The 21,645-nt window shown below is 73.7% G+C and carries 20 protein-coding genes, 1 tRNA gene and 1 pseudogene; 19 read left to right on the top strand and 3 right to left on the bottom strand.

Annotation, left to right across the window (positions count from 1 at the left end; genetic code table 11):
* Positions 1-4: 4 nt before the first annotated feature.
* Genes fmt through BJF86_RS02465 form a run of 5 tightly spaced genes read left to right on the top strand, consistent with a single transcriptional unit; the run spans position 5 to position 4,372 of the window.
* Positions 5-943 carry a methionyl-tRNA formyltransferase gene (fmt, locus tag BJF86_RS02485; protein ID WP_075816834.1) on the top strand — a complete coding sequence of 313 codons (939 nt, stop codon included), beginning with the start codon at positions 5-7 and terminating at the stop codon, positions 941-943.
* Positions 936-2,501, top strand: a complete 1,566-nt coding sequence (locus BJF86_RS02480) for an RsmB/NOP family class I SAM-dependent RNA methyltransferase (protein ID WP_075816833.1) — start codon at positions 936-938, stop codon at positions 2,499-2,501. The genes fmt and BJF86_RS02480 overlap by 8 nt, the downstream gene beginning before the upstream one ends.
* A 4-nt stretch (positions 2,502-2,505) precedes the next feature.
* Positions 2,506-3,198 carry a ribulose-phosphate 3-epimerase gene (rpe, locus tag BJF86_RS02475; protein WP_075816832.1) on the top strand — a complete coding sequence of 231 codons (693 nt, stop codon included), beginning with the start codon at positions 2,506-2,508 and terminating at the stop codon, positions 3,196-3,198.
* Positions 3,199-3,200: 2 nt separating this feature from the next.
* A complete protein-coding gene (gene pnuC / locus BJF86_RS02470) occupies positions 3,201-3,926 on the top strand; it encodes a nicotinamide riboside transporter PnuC (RefSeq protein WP_075816831.1) in 726 nt (241 codons plus the stop codon).
* A complete protein-coding gene (locus BJF86_RS02465) occupies positions 3,923-4,372 on the top strand; it encodes a PH domain-containing protein (RefSeq protein WP_075816830.1) in 450 nt (149 codons plus the stop codon). Before pnuC ends, BJF86_RS02465 begins: the two co-directional genes overlap by 4 nt.
* A gap of 1 nt (position 4,373) precedes the next feature.
* On the opposite strand, the gene BJF86_RS02460 is transcribed toward BJF86_RS02465, so the two are convergent.
* Complete coding sequence (locus BJF86_RS02460) at positions 4,374-5,531, bottom strand: FUSC family protein (RefSeq protein ID WP_075811058.1); 1,158 nt, start codon at positions 5,529-5,531, stop codon at positions 4,374-4,376.
* Positions 5,532-5,572: 41 nt separating this feature from the next.
* Complete coding sequence (locus BJF86_RS02455) at positions 5,573-6,220, bottom strand: TIGR03085 family metal-binding protein (RefSeq protein WP_075816829.1); 648 nt, start codon at positions 6,218-6,220, stop codon at positions 5,573-5,575.
* A 120-nt stretch (positions 6,221-6,340) separates the two neighbouring features.
* Here BJF86_RS02455 and BJF86_RS02450 point away from each other — a divergent pair, with 120 nt between their 5' ends.
* The 12 genes from BJF86_RS02450 (at position 6,341) to BJF86_RS02395 (ending at position 17,169) form a co-directional block, all read left to right on the top strand.
* A complete protein-coding gene (locus BJF86_RS02450) occupies positions 6,341-8,152 on the top strand; it encodes an ABC transporter ATP-binding protein (RefSeq protein ID WP_237768050.1) in 1,812 nt (603 codons plus the stop codon).
* On the top strand, positions 8,149-9,966 hold the full coding sequence (locus BJF86_RS02445) for an ABC transporter ATP-binding protein (protein ID WP_075816827.1): 1,818 nt from the start codon (positions 8,149-8,151) through the stop codon (positions 9,964-9,966). Before BJF86_RS02450 ends, BJF86_RS02445 begins: the two co-directional genes overlap by 4 nt.
* Positions 9,967-9,977: 11 nt before the next feature.
* Positions 9,978-10,400, top strand: a complete 423-nt coding sequence (locus BJF86_RS02440) for a hypothetical protein (RefSeq protein WP_143553647.1) — start codon at positions 9,978-9,980, stop codon at positions 10,398-10,400.
* 12 nt (positions 10,401-10,412) lie between these two features.
* A complete protein-coding gene (locus BJF86_RS02435) occupies positions 10,413-10,625 on the top strand; it encodes an HGxxPAAW family protein (protein ID WP_022924080.1) in 213 nt (70 codons plus the stop codon).
* A 51-nt stretch (positions 10,626-10,676) separates the two neighbouring features.
* The gene (gene trpC, locus BJF86_RS02430) at positions 10,677-11,510 is read left to right on the top strand and encodes an indole-3-glycerol phosphate synthase TrpC (protein WP_075816862.1); all 834 of its coding nucleotides are present in this window, start codon (positions 10,677-10,679) and stop codon (positions 11,508-11,510) included.
* An 8-nt stretch (positions 11,511-11,518) separates the two neighbouring features.
* The gene (gene trpB, locus BJF86_RS02425; RefSeq protein WP_143553646.1) at positions 11,519-12,772 is read left to right on the top strand and encodes a tryptophan synthase subunit beta; all 1,254 of its coding nucleotides are present in this window, start codon (positions 11,519-11,521) and stop codon (positions 12,770-12,772) included.
* Positions 12,769-13,554 carry a tryptophan synthase subunit alpha gene (gene trpA, locus BJF86_RS02420; protein WP_075816825.1) on the top strand — a complete coding sequence of 262 codons (786 nt, stop codon included), beginning with the start codon at positions 12,769-12,771 and terminating at the stop codon, positions 13,552-13,554. The genes trpB and trpA overlap by 4 nt, the downstream gene beginning before the upstream one ends.
* Complete coding sequence (locus tag BJF86_RS02415; RefSeq protein WP_143553645.1) at positions 13,551-14,057, top strand: MauE/DoxX family redox-associated membrane protein; 507 nt, start codon at positions 13,551-13,553, stop codon at positions 14,055-14,057. Before trpA ends, BJF86_RS02415 begins: the two co-directional genes overlap by 4 nt.
* A gap of 1 nt (position 14,058) precedes the next feature.
* Positions 14,059-14,790 (top strand): DsbA family protein, encoded by a 732-nt coding sequence (locus BJF86_RS02410; protein WP_075816824.1) that lies wholly within the window; start codon positions 14,059-14,061, stop codon positions 14,788-14,790.
* Positions 14,791-14,842: 52 nt separating this feature from the next.
* Positions 14,843-16,303, top strand: coding sequence for a pyruvate kinase (pyk, locus tag BJF86_RS02405; protein WP_075816823.1), 1,461 nt, complete (start codon positions 14,843-14,845; stop codon positions 16,301-16,303).
* Positions 16,304-16,362: 59 nt separating this feature from the next.
* A tRNA-Leu gene (locus BJF86_RS02400) sits at positions 16,363-16,448 on the top strand.
* Positions 16,449-16,503: 55 nt separating this feature from the next.
* A complete protein-coding gene (locus BJF86_RS02395) occupies positions 16,504-17,169 on the top strand; it encodes an ANTAR domain-containing response regulator (protein WP_414819924.1) in 666 nt (221 codons plus the stop codon).
* Between the two features lie 69 nt (positions 17,170-17,238).
* Here BJF86_RS02395 and BJF86_RS02390 read toward each other — a convergent pair whose 3' ends face one another.
* Positions 17,239-17,694 carry a hotdog fold thioesterase gene (locus BJF86_RS02390; RefSeq protein WP_083652661.1) on the bottom strand — a complete coding sequence of 152 codons (456 nt, stop codon included), beginning with the start codon at positions 17,692-17,694 and terminating at the stop codon, positions 17,239-17,241.
* Between the two features lie 19 nt (positions 17,695-17,713).
* Between BJF86_RS02390 and polA the strand changes: the two genes are divergently transcribed.
* The gene (gene polA / locus BJF86_RS02385) at positions 17,714-20,428 is read left to right on the top strand and encodes a DNA polymerase I (RefSeq protein WP_075816821.1); all 2,715 of its coding nucleotides are present in this window, start codon (positions 17,714-17,716) and stop codon (positions 20,426-20,428) included.
* A gap of 313 nt (positions 20,429-20,741) precedes the next feature.
* Positions 20,742-21,645 (top strand): annotated as a pseudogene (locus BJF86_RS17810) (hypothetical protein); the annotation flags it as partial.

Below are 21,645 nucleotides of genomic sequence, written 5' to 3'. Positions count from 1 at the left end.
CCGCGTGCGTCTCGTCTTCGCCGGGACCCCCGACGCGGCGGTCCCGAGTCTGCGTGCCCTGCTGCGCTCCGAGCACGAGGTCGTCGGTGTGCTGACCCGGCCCGATGCGCGGGCCGGCCGCGGCCGCTCGCTCCGCCCGTCCCCGGTCCGCGAGGTCGCGCTCGAGGCGGGCATACCCGTCGCCACGCCGTCCTCGCTCCGTGACGCCGAGGCCCAGGACCAGCTCCGGGACTGGGCACCCGACGCCTGCCCGGTGGTCGCCTACGGCCTGCTGGTGCCACCTGCGCTGCTGCCCCTCCCGAGGCACGGGTGGGTCAACCTCCACTTCTCCCTCCTGCCGGCCTACCGTGGCGCGGCGCCGGTGCAGCACGCGCTGCGTGCCGGTGACGACGTGACCGGTGCGGTGACCTTCCTGCTGGAGGAGGGCATGGACACCGGGCCGGTCCTCGGCCGGCTCACCGAGACCGTGCGGCCGCGGGACACCTCCGGCGACCTGCTCGACCGGCTGGCCGAGGCCGGGGCCCACCTGCTCGTCAGCACTCTCGACGCGCTGGAGGCCGGGGCCCTGACGCCCGAGCCGCAGCCCGCCGACGGGGTGAGCCTGGCGCCCAAGATCACGGTCGAGGACGCCCGGGTCGTCTGGGACCACCCCGCCTACGCGGTGGACCGGCTCGTGCGCTCGTGCACACCCGCACCGGGCGCCTGGACCACCTTCCGGGGCGCCCGGCTCAAGCTCGGCCCGGTCGTGCCGGCGGAGCAGGGACCGCAGGAGGTGCGGCTCGCGCCCGGCGAGGTGCACGTCGGTAGGGACCAGATTCTCGTCGGCACCGGCAGCACCCCCGTGCAGCTGGGGCAGGTGCAGGCCCAGGGCAAGCGCGCGATGGCCGCGACCGACTGGGCCCGGGGCGTGCGTCCCGGACCCAGGGAGGTGCTCGGTGGCTGAGGACCGCCCGGCCCGTGGTGGGGGCGGCCGGGGTCGGTCCGGCGGCGGTGGCCGGGACCGGACGGGCGGCCGCGACGGCCGGCGAGGGCCGCGGCGCCGGTCGGCCCAGACCCCCGCGCAGCGCACCAGAGTGGCCGACCCCGCCCGCACGGTCGCCTTCCGGGTGCTGCGGCAGGTGGACACCGACGAGGCCTTCGCCAACCTGGTGCTCCCGGGGGCGCTGCGCTCGGCCTCGCTCTCCGGCCGCGACGCCGCCTTCGCGACCGAGCTGACCTACGGCACCCTCCGGATGCGGGGGCTCTACGACGCCGTCGTCGCGCAGGCCGCGGGCCGCCCGGTCGCGGAGATCGACGGACCGGTCCGCACCGTCCTGCGCCTCGGCGTCCACCAGCTGCTGGGGATGCGGGTGCCGGACCACGCCGCGGTGAGCGCCACCGTGGGGCTGGCGCGACAGCAGGTGAGCCAGGGCGCGGGCGGCTTCGTCAACGCGGTGCTGCGCCGGGTGAGCAGCCAGGACCGGGACGCCTGGGTCGCGAGCCTGGTCGAGGGTCTGGAGGACCCGCTCGCCCGGCTCGCCCTGGAGCACTCGCACCCCGAGTGGGTGGTCCGGGCGCTGCGCGCGTCGCTCGTGTCCGCCCGGGGCGCCGCCCCCGAGGACTCCGTCGCGGACTCCGGCGAGCTCGCCCGGCTCCTGGCCGCCCACAACACCCCGGGCCCGCTGACGCTGGTCGCCCGCCCCGGTCTCGGGGCCGAGGAGGAGCTCGAGGCGGGCGGTGCCCGGCCCGCCGGCATCGCGCCGACCGCGTGGGAGCTGCCGCAGGGAGACCCCGGAGCCCTGGCGGCGGTCCGCGAGGGCCGCGCGGCGGTGCAGGACGCCGGCTCCCAGCTGCTCACCCTCGCCCTGGCGCAGGCGCCCCTGCCCGAGCTCGCCGAGGGCAGCGAGCAGCGCTGGCTGGACCTGTGCGCCGGACCGGGAGGCAAGGCCGGGCTGCTGGCGGCGCTCGCGGCGCAGCAGGGGGCCCGGCTGCGGGCCAACGAGGTGAGCGAGCACCGCGCCGAGCTCCTCCGGCACACCCTCGTCGGCCCGGTCCACGCCGGGGCCCGGGTCGACGTCACCGTCGGCGACGGCCGTGACGTGGGGGCCGAGGAGCCGGACACCTACGACCGCGTCCTGGTCGACGCGCCCTGCACCGGGCTGGGCGCGCTGCGCCGCCGCCCCGAGGCGCGGTGGCGCCGCTCGCCCCAGGACCTCGGCACTCTCGGTCCGCTGCAGCGCGCGCTGCTGGACTCGGCGCTCACCGCCGTGCGGCCCGGGGGCCTCGTGGCCTACGCCACCTGCTCGCCGCACCTCGCCGAGACCGAGCTGGTCGTCAAGGACGTGCTCAAGCGCCGGCCCGACGTCGAGCCGGTGGACGTCCGCCCGCTGCTGCGCGACCGCTCCGGCGCCCCCGTGCCGGACACCGGGGACGGCCCGTGGGCCCAGCTGTGGCCGCACCGGCACCGCACGGACGGGATGTTCGTGGCCCTGCTCCGGCGCGCGGCACCCTCTCTAGACTGAACGCATGGCCCCGCCCGCGCACCCGCAGATCAGCCCCTCCATCCTCGCCGCGGACTTCGCCCACCTGGCCGACGAGCTCCGCGCCATCGAGACCGCGGACTGGGCGCACGTCGACGTCATGGACGCCCACTTCGTGCCCAACCTCACCCTGGGTCGACCGGTCGTGGAGGCGCTGGCCCAGGTCAGCCCGGTCCCGCTGGACTGCCACCTCATGATCGAGGACCCCGACCGGTGGGCGCCCGGCTACGCCGAGGCAGGTGCCTCCTCGGTGACCTTCCACGTCGAGGCGGCCGCGGACCCGGTCGGCACCGCGCGGGCCATCCGGGCCGCGGGGGCGCGCTCGGCGATGGCGCTCAAGCCCGGCACCCCCTTCGCCCCGTATGCCGACCTGCTGCCCGAGCTCGACATGGTGCTCGTCATGACGGTCGAGCCGGGCTTCGGCGGGCAATCCTTCATGGACGACCAGCTGGCCAAGGTGCGCGAGGTCCGGGAGGCGGTGCGTCGGCACGGTGGCGACATCTGGGTGCAGGTGGACGGGGGCGTGGCGCAGGACACGATCGCCCGGTGCGCCGAGGCCGGGGCCGACGTCTTCGTCGCCGGCTCCGCGGTCTACGGCGCCGACGACGTGGCCGGTGCCGTCGCGGACCTCCGCCGCGCCGCCGCAGCGTCCTCGTCCAGCTCCTCGCCCGAGGTCTGAGCGTGGACGTCTGGGGTGACCTCTTCTATGCCGAGGTCTCCGTCCTGGGCCACAGCGTCGCGTGGCGCGAGGTCGTCGGCAACGGCTTCGGCTTCGCCTCGGCGCTTCTCGGCATGCGACGCACCGTCTGGGCCTGGCCGGTCGGCATCATCGGCAACCTGCTGCTCTTCACCGTCTTCATGGGGGTGTGGTTCGTGAACCCGCAGGAGCACAGCCTCTTCGGGCAGGCCGCCCGGCAGGTCTTCTTCATCGCGACCAGCGTCTACGGCTGGTGGCGCTGGCAGGCCTCCCGGCGCACCCGCGCCAAGGGTGAGCCGGCGATCACCCCCCGCTGGGCGACGCTGCGCGAGCGCACGGCATACCTCCTCGCCGCCGCCCTCCTCGTCGTGCTGGCCCAGGGGGTCTTCGCGCAGGTGGGCGCGGGCTGGCCGGCACCGCGCTGGTACTACTGGACCGACGCCTGGATCTTCGTGGGGTCGATGCTGGCGACCTACGCCATGGCCCGCGGCTGGGTGGACTTCTGGCTGGTGTGGATCGCCGTGGACCTCGTCGGGGTGCCGCTGCTGTGGCACTCGGGCTACTACCCCTCCGCGGTGATGTATGCCGTCTACGGCGCGCTCGTGCTGTGGGGCTTCGTCGTGTGGTCCCGGGCCGCGCGGGACGAGGCGCCGCAGGGCGCGGTGACCGGGGCCGGCCCGGCCGCGGGTGACGCCAGGGTGCGGTCGTGAGCGGGGCGACCGACCCCTACGCGCCGTTCCGCCCGGTGACCGGCGCGCGGGTGGCTCGGGTCGCGGGGCTCGCCTCGGTGCTGGTCTTCGGGCTCGTGGCGGTGCTCGGTCCCACCTACGCCGGTGCCGGCCCGACGATGGCGCTGCTCAACCGGATCTTCATCGCCGGCTTGGGCCTCGCCATGGGGGCCTTCCTCTGGCGGTATGCCCTCATCCGCGCGATCCCCTCCGCCGCCGGGCTCGTGGTCGTCAACCTCGTGCTGCGGCGCGAGCTGGAGTGGTCGCAGGTCGCCTCGGTGACCTTCACGCCCGGCGCGCCCTGGGTGGTGCTCGAGCTGAACGACACCGAGGAGCTGGCCGTCATGGCGATCCAGCGCGCGGACGGCGAGCGGGCGAAGCGTGAGGCCTCCCGGCTGGCGGCCCTGGTCGAGCACCACCAGCGCTGAGCTACTCCACGGGGTCGATCTCCTCACGGGTCGGCGGCACCCGGCGCCGCGCCTCGGCGGTCGTCATGCCGGAGAGCACCAGCAGGTCCACGACGGTGGAGCGCACCTGGGCGCGGAGCACCTCGGCGGACAGGCCGGCGCGGGAGTGCCCCCAGGTCGACTGCCGGGCGAGGTGCACCAGGTCCTCCTGCGCGCCGCCCAGCGGCTCCCGGTGCTCCAGCTTCTCCTGCAGGACGGCGGCCGCCTCGGCCAGCCCCTCGACCATGTCGGTGTAGGAGTCCGGCACGAACTCCCCGGCCCCGACCGCCGCCTCGGCGCGTCGGGCGAGCACCCGGATGTTGCGGATCGCGAGGTCGAGCGGTTGCAGCAGCACCTTGATCTCCTGGACCTCCGCCTTGTGCACCCCGGACAGCAGCGGAGCCAGGCGCGCGGCAGCCGCGGCCTCGGCGGTGGTGTCCTGGAGCGCCTCCAGCTCGGCGGACAGGCCCCGGGCGGTCTGCAGCGCCCGGGTGGCCCGGCCCACGTCCCGGTTGCGCAGGCTCTGCGCGGTGTCGGTGAGCACCTCGGCGAGGTGACCCACGAGGGCGATGATCCGCTCCCGCGGCCGCTTCGTGGTCGAGCGCATCGGCGCCAGCATGGCGATGAGCAGCGCCACCCCGCCGCCGACCGCGGCGTCCAGCCAGCGGTTGAAGGCCTGTCCGTCCCCGGCGACCAGGGTGGTGATGATGACGCCCTGGATCCCGGCCTGCATCATGAGCAGCTGCCCGGCCCCGGCCAGGACCGCGAGCGACATCGCGACGACGCAGACCGCGAAGATCTGCCACAGCCCGGTGCCGAAGATGTGGACGAAGAGGTCGCCGATGCCTACGCCGATGGCCACCCCGATGGTCAGCTCGACGATGCGTCGGAGCCGGTCGCCATAGGTCAGTCCGAGACAGACCATCGCCGTGATCGGGGCGAAGAAGGGCAGCGCGTGGCCGAGCAGGTCGTGGGCGACGAACCACGCCAGGACCGCACCGGTCGCCGCCTGCAGGATCAGCCAGGCCCGGGAGCGCAGTCGCAGCACCCTGGTCCGTGCCGCGCCGGGGGTGATCTCCTCGCGCAGCGGGTCGAGGACCACGTGCCCGGCGGCCCGGGCGTGCTCACGGGCGCTGCTCATGCCCTCAGTGTGGCCTACCGACTCCTCCCGCGGCGCAGGGCTCAGGCGCCGCGCCGGTGGGAGGACAGCGCCTGGACGTCGCGGTCCTCGCCCGCCGCCTCCACCCGCGCCACCTGGTCCCGGCCGAAGGCGTGGAGCAGCAGCTCCAGCGGGGCACCGGTCAGCACGACGCTGCCGCGGCCCGCCGGCGGCCGACGCACGGCGGCGCGGCCGTGGCCCGGTGCGACCACGACGACGCCGCAGGGTGCGTCGCGGTAGAGCAGGCGCCCGGCCGTGCGGACGGTGCCCCACAGCTGGGCGGGCACCGGGTCCGGCAGGTCGGTCGGGGCCCATCCGGGTCGCGCCCGCGCCAGGTCCTCGTGGTGGATCGCGAGCTCGGCCACGTTGACCGCGCGGTCCAGGACGGGCAGCCGCGTCGGCCACCACGGCGGCGGGCCGCTGCGCACCTGGTCGACCAGCTCGGCGAACGGCCGCGCGGCGACCTCGTCCTGCACCCGCTCGGTGTGGCGCTGCAGCGGGGGCAGCGGCAGACCGATGCCCGGGAGCGTGTCCGGGCGCGTCTCCCGGACGACGAGGTGCGCGAGCAGGTCACGCACCGTCCAGGGGGAGCAGAGCGTCGGCGCGTCCGGCCCCAGCTCGGTGGCGGTGCGCGCGACCAGGTGGCGGAGCAGGTCGGGGGAGTGCGGCATACCCCTCATCGAACCACGCCGGAGGTCTGTCAGGACCGCGTGGTTGGATGGGAGGAACCACCACCACCCGCCTCGTCACCGGAGGTCCCCTGCCCCATGCCCTCGTCTACCGCCGCACCGGTGCCCCGCCCCGTCGCCGAGCGCGCGGTGCTGCGCCGTGGGCTGCGGGTCATCGGCGGCGGGATGGCCAGGCAGCGGGGCCCGACGACGGTCGCGGTCGTCGGGGCGGTGCTGTGGGCCGGGGCCACCGTCGCCACCGCGTGGGCGATCGGCTGGCTGACCGACGAGGTCGTCGAGCCCTCGGTGCGCGCCCAGCGGGTCGAGGCGGCCGGCCTGTGGACCATCTTCGGGGTCCTGCTCGCCGTGCTGGTCGTCAATGTCGCGGGCGTGATCCTGCGTCGCGTCTGGGCGACCATGGCGGGGTTCAACCTCCAGGCCGACTACCGGCGTCGGGTGACCCGGCAGTACCTCCGGCTCCCGCTCTCGTGGCACCACGCCCACCCCTCGGGCCAGCTGCTCTCCAACGCGCACGCCGACGTCGAGGCGACGTGGCAGGTCTTCAACCCACTGCCCATGGCGATCGGTGTCCTGTTCATGCTCGTCATCGCCGGCACCATGATGGTGCTGGTCGACCCGCTGCTGGCCGTCCTGGGGCTCCTCGTCTTCCCCGGTCTGTTCGCCGCCAACCTCGTCTTCCAACGGGTCATGTCGCCGCGGATCACCCACGCGCAGCAGCTGCGCGCCGAGGTCGCGGAGGTGGCGCACGAGTCCTTCGAGGCCGGTCTGGTCGTCAAGGCGATGGGGCGGGAGGACCAGGAGACCGGGCGGTTCCGCGCCAAGGCGCACGAGCTGCGCGATGCCCTCATCCTGGTCGGTCGCACCCGCGGCGTCTTCGAGCCCGTGATCGAGGCCATCCCGACCCTCGGCACCCTGGCGGTGCTGGGCGTCGGCACCTGGCAGGTCTCCCGTGGCGCGCTCGACGCCGCCGACGTCGTCCAGATGGCCTACCTCTTCTCCATCCTGGCCTTCCCGGTGCGTGCGCTGGGGTGGGTGCTCGCCGAGATCCCGCGCTCGGTGGTCGGCCACGACCGGGTGCAGCACGTGCTGCAGGCCCGCGGGGGTATGCCCTACGGCACCGCGACGCTGCGGGGCGGCGCCCCCGCGGAGTCCGCGCTCGCCGGGGTGACCTACTCCCACGCCGGGGAGGAGCAGGCGACGATCCGCGGCGTGACGCTCACCGTCCCCAGCAGCAGCACGGTGGCGCTGGTGGGGCCCACCGGCGCGGGCAAGAGCACCCTGGCCAACCTCGCGCTGCGCCTGGTGGACGCCGACGCGGGCTCGGTCCGCCTCGACGGGGTCGAGGCCCGCGAGCTGGCGCACGGCGAGCTGCCCGCCAACGCCACGCTCGTCGCGCAGCAGACCTTCATGTTCGACGACTCGGTGCGCGGCAACATCACGCTGGGAGAGGACGCCGACGACGCCTCGGTCTGGGAGTCCCTGCGGATCGCCCAGGCCGACGACTTCGTGCGCTCCCTCCCCGACGGGCTGGACACCGTCATCGGGGAGCGCGGCGGGACCCTCTCCGGCGGGCAGCGGCAGCGCATCGCGCTCGCCCGCGCGATCTGGCGCCGGCCGCGGCTGCTCGTCCTCGACGACGCCACCAGCGCCGTGGACCCGTCGGTGGAGCAGGCCATCCTCGCCGGGCTGCGGGAGGCCCGTGGCGGGATGACCGTGCTCGTCGTGGCCTACCGCATGGCGACCATCCTGCTGGCCGACGAGGTCGTCTACCTCGAGCACGGCCGGGTGGTCGACCAGGGCTCGCACGACGAGCTGCTCTCACGCTGCCGCGGCTACGTCGACCTCGTCCAGGCCTACTCCCGCGAGGCCGCCGAGCGTGCCGCGGTGACGCGGCAGGAGGAGGTGACCCCGTGAGCGAGGCACCGGAGCGCGAGCAGGAGGAGCCGGTCTCCAGCCGGATCGACGGCCGGTCGCAGCTCGGGACGCTGGCCACGCTGCGGCGCGGGCTCGAGCTGTCGCCGGAGCTGCGGACCGGGCTGACGCTGACGCTGGTCCTCGCGGTGGTCGCGACCGTCGGCCGGGTGGTCATCCCGTTCGTCGTGCAGCAGACCACGGACAACGGGATCAACGCGCCAGGCGGTCCGGACGTGGACTTCGTCGTCCGCGCGATCGCCCTCGCCGCCGGGGTCGTCGCGCTCACCTCGCTGGCGCAGTATGCCGTCAACGTCCGGTTGTTCACCGCGGCCGAGTCCGGTCTCGCGACGCTACGGCTCCGCGCCTTCCGGCACATCCACGACCTGTCCGTGCTCACCCAGAGCACCGAGCGGCGCGGTGCGCTCGTGTCCCGGGTCACCAGCGACGTCGACACGATCTCGATGTTCGTGCAGTTCGGCGGGCTGATGCTGCTCGTGAGCACGGCCCAGATCGTGCTGGCCACCATCCTCATGGTCGCCTACAGCCCGCTCCTGGCCGGCGTGGTCTACCTCTGCCTGGTGCCGCTGGTCTTCCTGGTCCGCCGCTTCCAGCCGATCCTGGGGCGCTCCTACGGGACCGTCCGGGAGCGGGTGGGGGACCTGCTCGGCTCGATCAGCGAGTCGATCGTCGGGGCCACGACGATCCGCGCCTACGGCGTCGAGGACCGCACCGCCGCCCGGATCGACGAGGCGATCGAGGCGCACCGGTCCTCGGCCATCCGGGCCCAGGTGCGCTCGGTCATGGCCTTCGTCTCGGGCCAGGCCTTCGCGGGCATCACCACGGCGGTGGTCCTCGTCGTCGGCACCGTCCTCGCGGCGCGGGGCCAGCTCACGCTCGGGCAGCTCGTCGGCTTCCTGTTCCTGGTCAACCTCTTCACCCAGCCGGTGCTCATGGCGACGGAGATCCTCAATGAGATGCAGAACGCCATCGCGGGCTGGCGTCGGGTCATCGGGGTCATCGACACCCCGGCCGACGTCGCCGACCCGGGCGAGGAGGGCGTCGCGCTCGAGCGCGGCCCCATCACGGTGGACTTCGAGGACGTCTCCTTCGCCTACCCCGGTGGCGAGCGCGTGCTGCGCGAGGTCGACCTGCGCATCGAGCCGCACACCCGGGTGGCCGTCGTCGGTCAGACCGGCTCCGGCAAGACCACCCTGGCCAAGCTCCTCACCCGGCTCATGGACCCGAGCGAGGGTGTGGTCCGCCTCGACGGGGTGGACCTGCGGCAGATCAGCTTCGCCAGCCTGCGGCAGCGCGTGGTGCTGGTCCCGCAGGAGGGGTTCCTCTTCGATGCCGACCTGGCCGACAACATCCGCTTCGGACGCCCCGAGGCCTCCGACGACGACCTGCGGCTCGCGGTCACCGAGCTCGGCCTGGACGCCTGGGTCGAGGGTCTCCCGCACGGCCTGCGGACGCAGGTGGGGCAGCGGGGCGAGTCGCTGTCGGCCGGTGAGCGCCAGCTCGTCGCCATCGCCCGCGCCTACCTCGCCGACCCCGACCTGCTCGTCCTCGACGAGGCCACCAGCGCGGTCGACCCTGCCACCGAGGTACGGGTGCAGCGGGCGCTCGAGGGGTTGACCACCGGTCGGACCTCGGTCGCCATCGCGCACCGGCTGTCGACCGCGGAGGCGGCCGACGTCGTCGTGGTCGTGGACGCCGGCCGGATCGTCGAGCTCGGTCACCACCGCGACCTCGTGGCCCGGGGCGGGGTCTACACCCGGATGCACGCCTCCTGGGCGGCGCAGCAGGCGATCTGAGGATGCCGGAGGTGCGGCGCGCCGTGCTGCCCGTCACCCTGCTCGCCACGGGCCTGGCCCTGCTTGCGGCCGGTCAGCCGTGGTCCAGCGGGACCAGGGTGGATGCGGCCGGCATCGCCTGGGACGAGGTCCGGACGGGCACCGACCTCGCCCCCGTCGTCACGGCGCTGCTCCTCGTCGTGGCCGTGGCCGCCCTCGCCGGGGCGCGGGCGAACGGGTGGGCCGGTGGCGCCGTCCGCGCGCTGACGGTGCTCGCCGCCGCAGGTGCGGCGGTCGCGACCGGCCTGGCACGGCCCGCCGGGGCCACCGCATGGTTCTGGGTCTGCCTGCTCGCCGGCGTCGTCGCGGCGGTGGGCGCGCTGGTGCTCCTCCCGGGCGCGCGGGCTGGCACAATGGCGCCCGACGGACCCCTCGGCCCGTCGCCCGACGAGTGAGGAGAGCGCCACATGCACGAGGACAGCCACGGTCACAGCGTCGCCGCCTGGGTGGGCGTGACCATCATGCTCGTCGGCAGCGTGGTCGCCGTCTGGGGCGTCGTGCTGTCCCCGGACTGGCTGCTCTACGTCGGTCTGGCGCTCGGCGTCGTCGGAGCCCTGGCGTGGTACCTCCTGGACCGTGCCGGGATGGGCGAGCCGGAGCACGACGCCGCCCACCGCTGACCGGACACCCTCGTGGTCACCGCACCCGGCGGCGCGTTCTACGCTGGGGGAGTGTCTTCCGTGCTAGAGCAGATCGTCGACGGCGTCCGCGAGGACCTCGACCGGCGGCGGGCCACCGCCCCGATGGAGGCGGTGCAGGAGCTCGCCTGGGCCTCGGAGCCGGCCAGGGACGCCTGGGCCACGCTGTCCCGCACGGACCGGATCCACGTCATCGCCGAGGTCAAGCGGAGCAGCCCCTCCAAGGGCGCGCTCGCGGCCATCGCCGAGCCGGCCGGGCTCGCCGCCGACTACGCGGCCGGGGGCGCCAGCGTCATCAGCGTCCTCACCGAGGAGCGGCGGTTCGGTGGCTCGCTCGCCGATCTCGACGCCGTGCGCGCTCGGGTCGACGTGCCCGTGCTGCGCAAGGACTTCATCGTCGACCCCTACCAGCTCTGGGAGGCCCGCGCCCACGGTGCGGACCTGGTGCTGCTCATCGTGGCCGCCCTGGACCAGCAGGTGCTCGTGAGCCTGCTGGAGCGCACCGAGTCGCTCGGCATGCACGCGCTCGTCGAGGTGCACGACGAGGAGGAGCTGAGCCGGGCGCTGGACGCCGGTGCGCGGATCGTCGGCGTCAACAACCGCGACCTCAAGACCCTCGAGGTCGACCGTGGGACCTTCGCCCGGCTGGCGCCGCACGTCCCGGCCGGCTGCGTGGCGGTGGCCGAGTCCGGGGTGCGCGGCCCGCTCGACGTCCTGAGCTTCGCCGAGGCCGGCGCCCAGGCGGTGCTCGTCGGGGAGGCGCTGGTCACCTCCGGCTCGCCGCAGGAGGCCGTCCGGGAGATGGTCGCCGTGGGGGCGCACCCGGCCGTGCACGCGACCGCCACTCGGGCGGGGCATACCCGATGAGCAGCCCGATGAGCGACGAGGTGACCGCGGCCGAGCGCTTCGGCGAGTTCGGCGGACGCTACGTGCCCGAGGCGCTGGTGGCCGCGCTCGAGGAGTTGGACGAGGCCCGCCTCGCGGCGATGGCCGACCCCGACTTCCGCTCCGAGCTCGACCGCCTGCAGCGCGACTACACCGGGCGGCCCAGCCCGCTCACCGAGGTGCCCCGCTTCGCCGAGCACGCCGGCGGCCCTCGCGTCCTGCTCAAGCGCGAGGACCTCAACCACACCGGGTCGCACAAGATCAACAACGTGCTGGGCCAGGCGCTGCTGGCGGTCCGCATGGGGAAGCGTCGGGTGATCGCCGAGACCGGGGCCGGGCAGCACGGCGTCGCCACCGCCACCGCGGCCGCGCTCATGGGGCTGGAGTGCACGGTCTACATGGGCCGGGTCGACACCGAGCGCCAGGCCCTCAACGTCGCCCGGATGCGGCTGCTCGGCGCCGAGGTCGTCGCCGTCCCCACCGGGAGCGCCACGCTCAAGGACGCCATCAACGAGGCGATGCGGGACTGGGTGACCAACGTCGACCACACGCACTACCTGCTCGGCACGGTGACCGGCCCCCACCCGTTCCCGACCATGGTCCGCGACTTCCACGCGGTGATCGGCGAGGAGGCCCGCAAGCAGGTCGACGAGGCCGTCGGCGGGCTGCCCGACGCGGTCTGCGCCTGCGTCGGGGGCGGCTCCAACGCCATGGGTATCTTCCACGCCTTCCGGGACGACCCCTCGGTCGCGCTGTGGGGCTTCGAGGCCGGGGGAGAAGGCGTCGAGAGCGGCCGGCACGCCGCGCGTTTCTCCGGCGGTGAGCCGGGGGTGCTGCACGGCGCCGCGACCTACGTGCTGCAGGACGAGGACGGTCAGACCCGCGAGACCCACTCGGTCTCGGCCGGGCTGGACTATCCCTCCGTCGGTCCCGAGCACGCCTTCCTGCACGACAGCGGACGCGCCCGCTACGCGCCGGTGACCGATCGGGAGGCGATGGACGCCTTCTCGCTGCTGTGCCGCACCGAGGGGATCATCCCGGCCATCGAGAGCGCGCACGCCCTGGCCGGCGTCCTGAAGATCGGCCCGGAGCTCGGTCCCGGTACGACGGTGCTGGTCAACCTCTCGGGGCGCGGGGACAAGGACGTCGACACCGCCGCCCGGTGGTTCGGGCTCGTGGACGACGACGGCGAGGCGCACGTCGACGGCGAGACGGGGCCCGGTGCCCAGGAGACCGTGTCGTGAGCACCCTGGACGACGTCTTCGCCCGGTCCCGGGCTGAAGGTCGGGCCGCCCTCGTGGGGTACCTGCCCGCGGGATACCCGGACCTGCCCACCTCGCTGGAGGCGGTCCGCACGCTCGCCGAGCACGGCTGCGACGTCGTCGAGGTGGGTGTCCCCTACACCGACCCGCTCATGGACGGTCCGGTCGTCGAGCGGGCCGCCAGCACAGCCCTGACGGCGGGCTTCCGGCTCAGCCACGTCTTCGAGGTCGTGGCCGCGGCCCGCGCGGCCGGGGCCGTCCCCGTGGTCATGACGTACTGGAACCCGGTCCTGCGCTACGGCGTCGAGCGTTTCGCCGCCGACCTGGCGGCCGCCGGTGGCGCCGGCCTCATCACCCCGGACCTCATCCCCGACGAGGCACAGGACTGGCTGACCGCCGCGGACGCGCATGGGCTCGCGCCGGTCTTCCTCGTCGCTCCCAGCTCGACGCCGCAGCGGTTGCGCCCGACGACGCAGGCCTGCCGCGGGTTCGTCTACGTGGCCTCCACGATGGGGGTCACGGGCGTGCGGGCCAGCGTCGGCGACGCCGCGCAGTCGCTGGTCGCCCGTACCCGCGAGGTCACCGACCTGCCGCTGTGCGTCGGTCTCGGCGTGAGCACGGGCGAGCAGGCCGCCGAGGTGGCCGGCTTCGCCGACGGCGTGATCGTGGGCTCCGCCCTGGTCCGCGCGCTCGGGGAGGACACCTCGCTGGGGCGGCTGGCCGGACTGACCGACGAGCTGGCCGCCGGGGTGCGCCGGGCGTGACCGCGGTGCAGGAGGAGCGCACCTCGGTGCAGGGTCCGCGGTCGCCAGCGCTGGATGTGGTGGGGCTGCTGCTGCGCCTCGGGCTGGCCGGCGTCCTGGGGTATGCCGGCTGGACCAAGATCAGCGACCTCACCGGCTCGGTGCAGAACGTCGTGGCCTACGAGCTCTTCCCCTACGACGTGGCCCGCGCGGTCGGGGTGCTGCTGCCGGTCGTGGAGCTGGCGCTGGCCCTGCTCCTTCTCGTCGGCCTGCTCACCCGCGCCGCGGCGCTCGGCAGCGCCGTGCTCATGCTCGTCTTCGTCGCCGGTATCGCCTCGGCCTGGGCCCGCGGGCTCAGCATCGACTGCGGGTGCTTCGGGTCGGGCGGGCCGGTGGCGCCCGAGGACACCCGCTACCTCACCGAGATGCTCCGCGACGTGGGGTTCCTGGCGATGGCCTCGTGGCTCGTCGTCAGGCCGCGTTCCCTGGCCTGCCTCGACACCCTCCTCCGGAAAGGCGACTGACATGCCCCGTCCCCCAGCACCCGAGGTCAAGCAGGTCTCCTCCGCCGGTCCCTCGCCGGTCCTCATCGGCGCGGTCGTGCTGCTCGTCGTCGCGCTCGTGGGCGCGCTGGTGCTGTGGGCCGTCACCCGGCAGGGGGGTATGGAGGCGACCGGCAGCGCCAACGCGCTGCCGGAGGGCGGCGGCATACAGGTCGGTGCGCCCGTCTCGGACGACGTGCCGCAGGTCCAGCTGTACGAGGACTTCCAGTGCCCGTGGTGCGGCGTGCTGGAGGAGGCGGTGGGTGACGACCTGGCCGCCCGGGCCGAGGCGGGGGAGATCACGCTGACGGTGACGATGATGTCCTTCCTCGACGGCAAGCTGGGCAACGACTCCTCCCGGCGCGCCGCCGGAGCGGCTCTGTGCGCCGACGACGAGGGTGCCTTCCTGCCCTACCACGCCGCGGTCTTCGCCGGTCAGCCCGCGCAGGAGGGTACCGGATGGACCGACGAGGAGCTCCTGGGGTTCGGGGAGGCGGCCGGGCTCACCGGGGAGTCCCTGAGCTCGTTCACCGCGTGCGTCCAGGACGGCACCTACGACGACTACGTGGCCGACATGCAGGAGCGTTCCAACCGGGACGGCATCACCGGGACCCCGCGGCTGCTCGTCAACGGCGAGCAGGTGGAAGACACCCGGCTGCAGGGTCTGATGGAGGGCTCCACGGACCTGGCTGAGTTGCTCGCCGACGGCTCCTGACGTCGCGGCAGGCGATGCGGGAAAGCGGCCCCTGCACGACTAGGCTTGACCTATGCGTCGCGCGAAGATCGTCTGCACCCTCGGCCCCGCCACCGCCTCCTCCGCCCAGATCGAGGCGCTCGTCACCGCCGGGATGGATGTGGCCCGGCTCAACCTCTCGCACGGCTCCTACGAGGAGCACTACGAGCGCTACATCAAGGTCCGCGAGGCCAGCGATGCCACCGGCCACGCGGTCGCCGTCCTGGCCGACCTGCAGGGCCCCAAGATCCGCACCGGCACCTTCGCCGGGGGCCCGGTGACCCTCCGCTCGGGGTCCACCTTCACCATCACCACACGGGAGGTCCCCGGCGACCAGGACTGCGTCGGCACGACCTACCCCGGCCTGCCGGGCGATGTCGCTCCCGGGGACGACCTGCTCATCGACGACGGGAAGGTGATGCTCCGGGCCACCGAGGTCACGGCGACCGACGTGGTGTGCGAGGTGGTGGTCGGCGGGGTCGTCTCCAACAACAAAGGCATCAACCTCCCTGGTGCCGCGGTGAGCGTCCCGGCCCTGTCGGACAAGGACGAGGACGACCTGCGCTGGGCGGTCCGCAGCGGGGTGGACTTCATCGCCCTGTCCTTCGTGCGCTCGGCCGACGACGTGCAGGACGTGCACCGGATCATGGACGAGGAGGGCCGTCGGCTGCCGGTCATCGCCAAGATCGAGAAGCCGCAGGCGGTGGACAACCTCGCCGGGATCGTCGATGCCTTCGACGGCATCATGGTCGCGCGTGGCGACCTGGGGGTGGAGCTCCCGCTCGAGCAGGTGCCTCTCGTGCAGAAGGACGCCATCCAGCTGTGCCGGGAGAAGGCCAAGCCGGTGATCGTGGCCACCCAGGTGCTGGAGTCCATGGTCGACAACCCGCGACCCACCCGGGCCGAGGCCAGCGACTGCGCCAACGCCGTGCTGGACGGGGCAGACGCGATCATGCTCTCGGGGGAGACCTCCGTCGGCGCCTGGCCGATCCGGGCGGTGGAGACGATGGCGAGCATCATCTGCAGCACCGAGCAGCACGGGATGCACCGGATCCCGCCGATCACCACCAAGCCGAAGACCCCCGGCGGTGCGGTCACGCGAGCCGCGATCTCGCTCGCCGACGCCCTCGGTGAGCAGGTGAAGTTCCTGGTGACCTTCAGCAAGAGCGGTGACACGACGACCCGCATGGCCCGGGTGCGCCCCACGACACCCATGCTCTCGTTCACCACCGAGCAGCACACCCGGTCTCGGCTGGCTCTTACCTGGGGTGCGGAGACCTTCCTCGTCCCCTTCGTCTGGCACACCGACCAGATGGTCAAGCAGGTGGAGGAGACGCTGCTGCGCGAGAAGCGATGCACCGAGGGTGACATCGTCGTCATCGTGGCCGGCTCGCCCCCCGGGGTCTCGGGCACCACCAACGCGCTGCGGATGCACCGCGTGGGCGACGCCATCCTCGGTGAGGCTCCGGCCTACACCCAGGACCCCGAGGTCTGATCGTGATGCCGGTATGATGGACCGGCTTCTGGGCGCGGTCCCGACCGCGCCGACCACCTGCCGGGGTGGTGGAATGGCAGACACGGAGCACTCAAAATGCTCTGCCCGCGAGGGCGTGCGGGTTCGAGTCCCGCTCCCGGCACCACCCCCGGCCCGCGACGTGCTGGCCGGGGTGAGACGCGACAGATAGGGTGCGAGACGTGAGTGAGACGACGCCGCAGGGGGAGCAGGACCAGCCGGTGCCCGAGGCCGACGAGAGGCAGACCTCCGGCGCGGAGGGCGCGGAGACGGGGATGCGCATCCTGCTGGCCGAGGACGAGGCGCTGATCCGGATGGACCTCGCCGAGATGCTGACCGAGGCCGGCCACACCATCGTGGGCCAGGCCGCCGACGGCGAGCAGGCGGTCGCACTGGCCCAGGAGACGTCGCCGGACCTCGTCGTCATGGACATCAAGATGCCGGGGATGGACGGGCTGACCGCAGCCGAGCAGATCGGCCGCGACGGCCTCGCGCCGGTGGTGATGCTCACCGCGTTCAGCGACAAGAACCTCGTGGAGCGGGCCCGTGACGCCGGGGTCATGTCCTACGTGGTGAAGCCCTTCAGCGCCGCCGACGTGCTCCCCGCCATCGACATCGGGCGGGCCCGCTGGGCCGAGCGCAAGGCGCTCGAGGCCGAGGTGGCCGACCTCGGCGAGCGGTTCGAGACCCGCAAGCAGGTGGACCGCGCCAAGGGGCTGCTCATGTCCCAGCTCAAGCTGAGCGAGGCGGACGCCTTCCGCTGGATCCAGAAGGCGGCGATGGACCGCCGGCTCTCCATGCGCGAGGTCGCCGACGCGGTGATCTCGGGCATGCCCGCCAAGAAGTAGCCCCACGAAGTAGCCCAAGAAGTAGCCCCGAGAAGTAGCCATGAGCCGACCGGGGTCAGGGCGACCGGGTCAGCCGCCCGGGGGCCGATCCCGCAGCGCGCAGGTGAGGCGTGCGGTGCACACCCGGCGGTCCTGCTCGTCGGTGACGACGATGTCGTAGGACACGACCGACCGGCCGAGGGACAGCGGGGTCGCGACGGCGGTGACGACACCCTCGCGCACGGCCCGGTGGTGGGTCGCGTTGAGGTCCACCCCGACCGCGATCCGCCCCTCGCCGGCGTGCATGGCCGCGGCGACCGATCCCACGGTCTCGGCGAGAGCGGCAGAGGCCCCGCCGTGGAGCAGGCCGTAGGGCTGGGTGTTGCCGGCCACCGGCATCGTGGCCACGGTGCGCTCGGCCCCGACCTGGACCAGACGCATACCCATCCGCTCGGCGAGATCGCCCCGGGGGACGTCGGCCGGTGCGGGGGAGCCGGGGGTCACAGCGGCATCCGCCGGGGGCCGAGGCGTCGGACTGTCGGTCATGGGACATAGGCTGCCATGCGTGAGTCGCTTGCTGCTGCTGGACGGACACTCGTTGGCCTACCGCGCCTTCTTCGCGCTGCCCGTGGAGAACTTCTCCACGACGACCGGGCAGAGCACCAACGCGGTCTACGGCTTCACCTCGATGCTCATCAACGTGCTGCGCGACGAGGCGCCGACGCACGTCGCCGTCGCCTTCGACAAGTCGCGGCAGACGTTCCGCACTCAGGAGTATGCCGAGTACAAGGCGGGTCGATCGAGCACGCCGGGGGAGTTCGTCGGGCAGGTCGACCTCGTCAAGCAGATCCTGGACGCCCTGCGCATCGCGCACCTGGACGTCGACGGCTACGAGGCCGACGACATCATCGCCACCCTCACCACGCAGGCGCGGGAGGAGGGGATGGAGGTGGTCATCGTGTCCGGCGACCGCGACGCCTTCCAACTGGTGGACGACCGGACGCTGTTGCTCTACCCGGTCCGCGGTGTCTCCGAGACCTGGCGCATGACCCCCGAGGCGGTGGAGGAGAAGTACGGCGTCCGGCCGGAGCGCTACAGCGACCTCGCGGCCCTGGTGGGGGAGAGCTCGGACAACCTGCCCGGCGTGCCGGGTGTCGGCCCCAAGACGGCGGCGAAGTGGCTCGCCCAGCACGGCGACCTGTCGGGCATCGTGGACCATGCCGACCAGCTGCCCGGCAAGGCGGGGCAGGCGACCCGGGACCACCTGGACCAGGTGCTGCGCAACCGCCGGCTCAACCAGCTCGTGGCCGACGTGCCGCTGGAGCTGACGGTGGCCGACCTGCAGGCGCGTGGATGGGACCGGGAGGAGGTGCACCGGGTCTTCGACGGCCTGGAGTTCCGGGTGCTGCGCGAGCGGCTCTTCTCGACGTTGGAGTCCGCGGAGACCGAGGCCGAGGAGGGCATCGAGGTCGCGGGGACGGTCCTCGACGCCGGTGCGCTCCCGGGGTGGCTCGAGGCCCCGGGAGCGCAGGGCCGGCTGGCGGTCGTCGTCGACGCCGACCCACGGACCGCCGCCGGACCGGGTGAGGCCACCGGGCTGGCGATCGCCGGGCCGGAGGAGGCGGTCTACCTGCACCTGTCCGACCTCGAGCCCACGGACGAGGCGGCCCTGGCCGCCTGGCTGGCCGACGAGGACCGGACCAAGGCGCTGCACGGCGGCAAGGAGCAGGTGGCCTCGCTGGAGGCCGTCGGGCTGCCGGTCGAGGGGGTCGTCAGCGACACCGCTCTCGCCGCCTACCTGGTCCGGCCGGACCAGCGCTCCTACGACCTCGCCGACCTGGCCCTGCGCTACCTCCACCGCGAGCTGCGGCTCGAGGCCGAGGGGGCGGGGGCGCGGGCCCCTCAGGGCCAGCTCGACCTCTCCTTCGACGAGGGGGAGCAGGACGCCCGGGAGGCCGCGGCACGCTCGGCGATGGTGCACGCACGGGCGGTCCACGACCTGGCGGACGCCCTCGACGCCGAGCTGGCCGACGAGGAGGAGCGGCATCTGCTGCAGCAGGTCGAGCTGCCGCTCGTGGGGGTGCTGCGCCGCATGGAGCGCGCCGGGATCGCCGTCGACCTGCCGGCCCTGACCGCCCTCGAGCAGGAATTCGCCGACGGGGTGGCACAGGCGCAGCAGGACGCCTGGAACGCCATCGGCGACGACACGGTCAACCTCGGCTCGCCCAAGCAGCTGCAGACGGTGCTCTTCGAGACCCTCGGCCTGCCGAAGACGCGCCGGACCAAGACCGGGTACACCACGGACGCCGACGCCCTCGCTGGCCTCTACGCCCAGACCGAGCACCCCTTCCTCGAGGCACTGCTCCGGCACCGGGACGTGACCCGGCTCCGGGTGACCGCCGAGGGCCTCATCAAGGCGGTCGCCGACGACGGGCGCATCCACACCACCTTCCAGCAGACGATCGCCGCGACAGGGCGGCTCAGCTCCACCGAGCCCAACCTGCAGAACATCCCCATCCGCACCGCCGCCGGTCGTCGGATCCGCGAGATCTTCGTGGTCGGGAGCGGTGGGTCGGGTGACTACGCGTCCCTGATGTCCGCGGACTACAGCCAGATCGAGATGCGCATCATGGCCCACCTGTCCGGTGACGAGGGACTGATCCACGCCTTCCGGGAGGGCGAGGACCTGCACCGCTTCGTCGGTGCCCGGGTCTTCGGGGTCGACCAGGCCGACGTCACGCCCGAGATGCGCTCCAAGGTCAAGGCGATGAGCTACGGCCTGGCCTACGGGTTGTCCGCCTTCGGCCTCTCCAAGCAGCTCGGCATCTCCACCGCCGAGGCCAAGGAGCTCATGGAGGAGTACTTCGAGCGCTTCGGCGGTGTCCGCGACTACCTGCGCGACGTCGTCCAGGAGGCCCGCCGGACCGGCTTCACCGAGACCATCCTGGGTCGGCGGCGACACCTGCCCGACCTCACCAGCGACAACCGGCAGCGCCGCGAGATGGCGGAGCGCATGGCGCTCAACGCCCCGATCCAGGGCTCGGCGGCCGACATCATCAAGGTGGCGATGCTGCGCACCGAGGCCGCCGTGCGGGAGGCCGACCTCGCCTCCCGGATGCTGCTCCAGGTGCACGACGAGCTCGTCCTGGAGGTCGCCCCGGGCGAGGAGGAGCAGGTCGAGGAGCTGGTCCGTGCCCAGATGGGGGCGGCGGCCGACCTCACGGTGCCGCTCGACGTCAGCGTCGGCCTGGGCCGGAGCTGGCACGACGCCGCCCACTGACCCGGGCGAGGCTTCGGAGACACGCCGCAGGGTGTGGGACTCAGCTCACGCTATCGACGGGGGTGCGCCCACCATCGTCGCCATCGCCCTACCTGCTCGCTGTCCGTCTGCGGCGCTTGATATCGAACGTGCGTTCGATGAGCGTGGGGTCAGGACGAGGTGCTTCATCTGAGGGGGTGGGGGGTGTGGCGGTCGCGGTGATCGAGTCGGAGGGGTCGGCGGAGGAGGCGGCGCTGGGTGCGCTCGGGGCTGTGGCGGCGGCCGTTCGGGTCTGGAGGCGCGGCTGGTCGAGGCGGCGCGGTTGGTGGTGGCGGTGGCTGGTGCTGCGGTGCTGGCGCAGAAGGGGTTCGTCTCGGTGGAGGAGCTGACCGACGGTCAGCGGGCGAGGTGGCGGGCGGAGACGAAGCGGGTGGCGTGCGCCGAGGTGCAGGCGCGGCTGGGGATGGGTGAGCGGCTGACGCCCGAGGGTGAGCTGCGGCAGGGGCCGTGGCACGAGGTGGACTACTCCGCCGCGCTGGCACGGGAGGCGACCCGGGCCGAGGGGAGCGATGTGGTGGCCGAGCGGGAGCGGCGCAGCCGGGGCTACCGGGAGCGTCGCGCGAGGATCACGGTCCACGACGACGGGACGGCGACGCTGGAGGCGACCGGGCCCGCGATCTCGTTGATCGCGGCGCACGCCCGGGTCGAGCGCGCTGCCCGGCTGCTGCGCGAGCAGGGCGATCCCCGCACCCTGGACCAGCTCCGCTGCGACGTGCTCACCGCCTTCCTCGTCCACGGACGGCTCCCGGTGCCGGACGACCTCGGCAGTCCGTCCGAGGCAGGCCCAGGCACCCGGTCGCCCGAGCCGGGGACAGCTGGCGAAGCCCGCGCCCCCGAGGATCATCTCGTGGCTGATGAGCCTGGACCGTCCGGTTCGACTGCTTCGTCTGCGGCGGCAGACGACGCGAGGCCGGAGGGCTGGGCCGATCTGGTCACGCCTGACCTGGAGGGCATCGCGCGGGTCGCGACCGGCATGCCGACCGTCGAGCTGCAGGTCGTCGTCCCCTGGGACGCGCTGGCCGGCCGAGCCGCCTGCTCCACCTGCGCCGCAGGGAGGGGTGGCGTTCACGACGCCGCGGGGGATCCCTCAGGCCCAATCCAGCGGGAGGACTCTGCGCACCGGGCCCGCCCGGGTGACCCAGGCAGGTATCCGGTGGACCCACCTCGCCGGGAGGACT

Source organism: Serinicoccus sp. CNJ-927 (assembly GCF_001942435.1).
GTDB classification, from domain to species: domain Bacteria; phylum Actinomycetota; class Actinomycetes; order Actinomycetales; family Dermatophilaceae; genus Ornithinicoccus; species Ornithinicoccus marinus.
The sequence above is the reverse complement of the archived record's forward strand: the minus strand, read 5'-3'. Positions and strand labels throughout refer to the sequence as shown.

Coding starts and splice junctions, on each gene's coding strand:
- rpe (WP_075816832.1), top strand. CDS start 2,506: ATGGCCCCGCCCGCGCACCCGCAGATCAGCCCCTCCATCCTCGCCGCG.
- BJF86_RS02460 (WP_075811058.1), bottom strand. CDS start 5,531: ATGAGCAGCGCCCGTGAGCACGCCCGGGCCGCCGGGCACGTGGTCCTC.
- BJF86_RS02455 (WP_075816829.1), bottom strand. CDS start 6,220: ATGCCGCACTCCCCCGACCTGCTCCGCCACCTGGTCGCGCGCACCGCC.
- BJF86_RS02435 (WP_022924080.1), top strand. CDS start 10,413: ATGCACGAGGACAGCCACGGTCACAGCGTCGCCGCCTGGGTGGGCGTG.
- trpB (WP_143553646.1), top strand. CDS start 11,519: ATGAGCGACGAGGTGACCGCGGCCGAGCGCTTCGGCGAGTTCGGCGGA.
- BJF86_RS02410 (WP_075816824.1), top strand. CDS start 14,059: ATGCCCCGTCCCCCAGCACCCGAGGTCAAGCAGGTCTCCTCCGCCGGT.
- pyk (WP_075816823.1), top strand. CDS start 14,843: ATGCGTCGCGCGAAGATCGTCTGCACCCTCGGCCCCGCCACCGCCTCC.
- BJF86_RS02390 (WP_083652661.1), bottom strand. CDS start 17,694: ATGACCGACAGTCCGACGCCTCGGCCCCCGGCGGATGCCGCTGTGACC.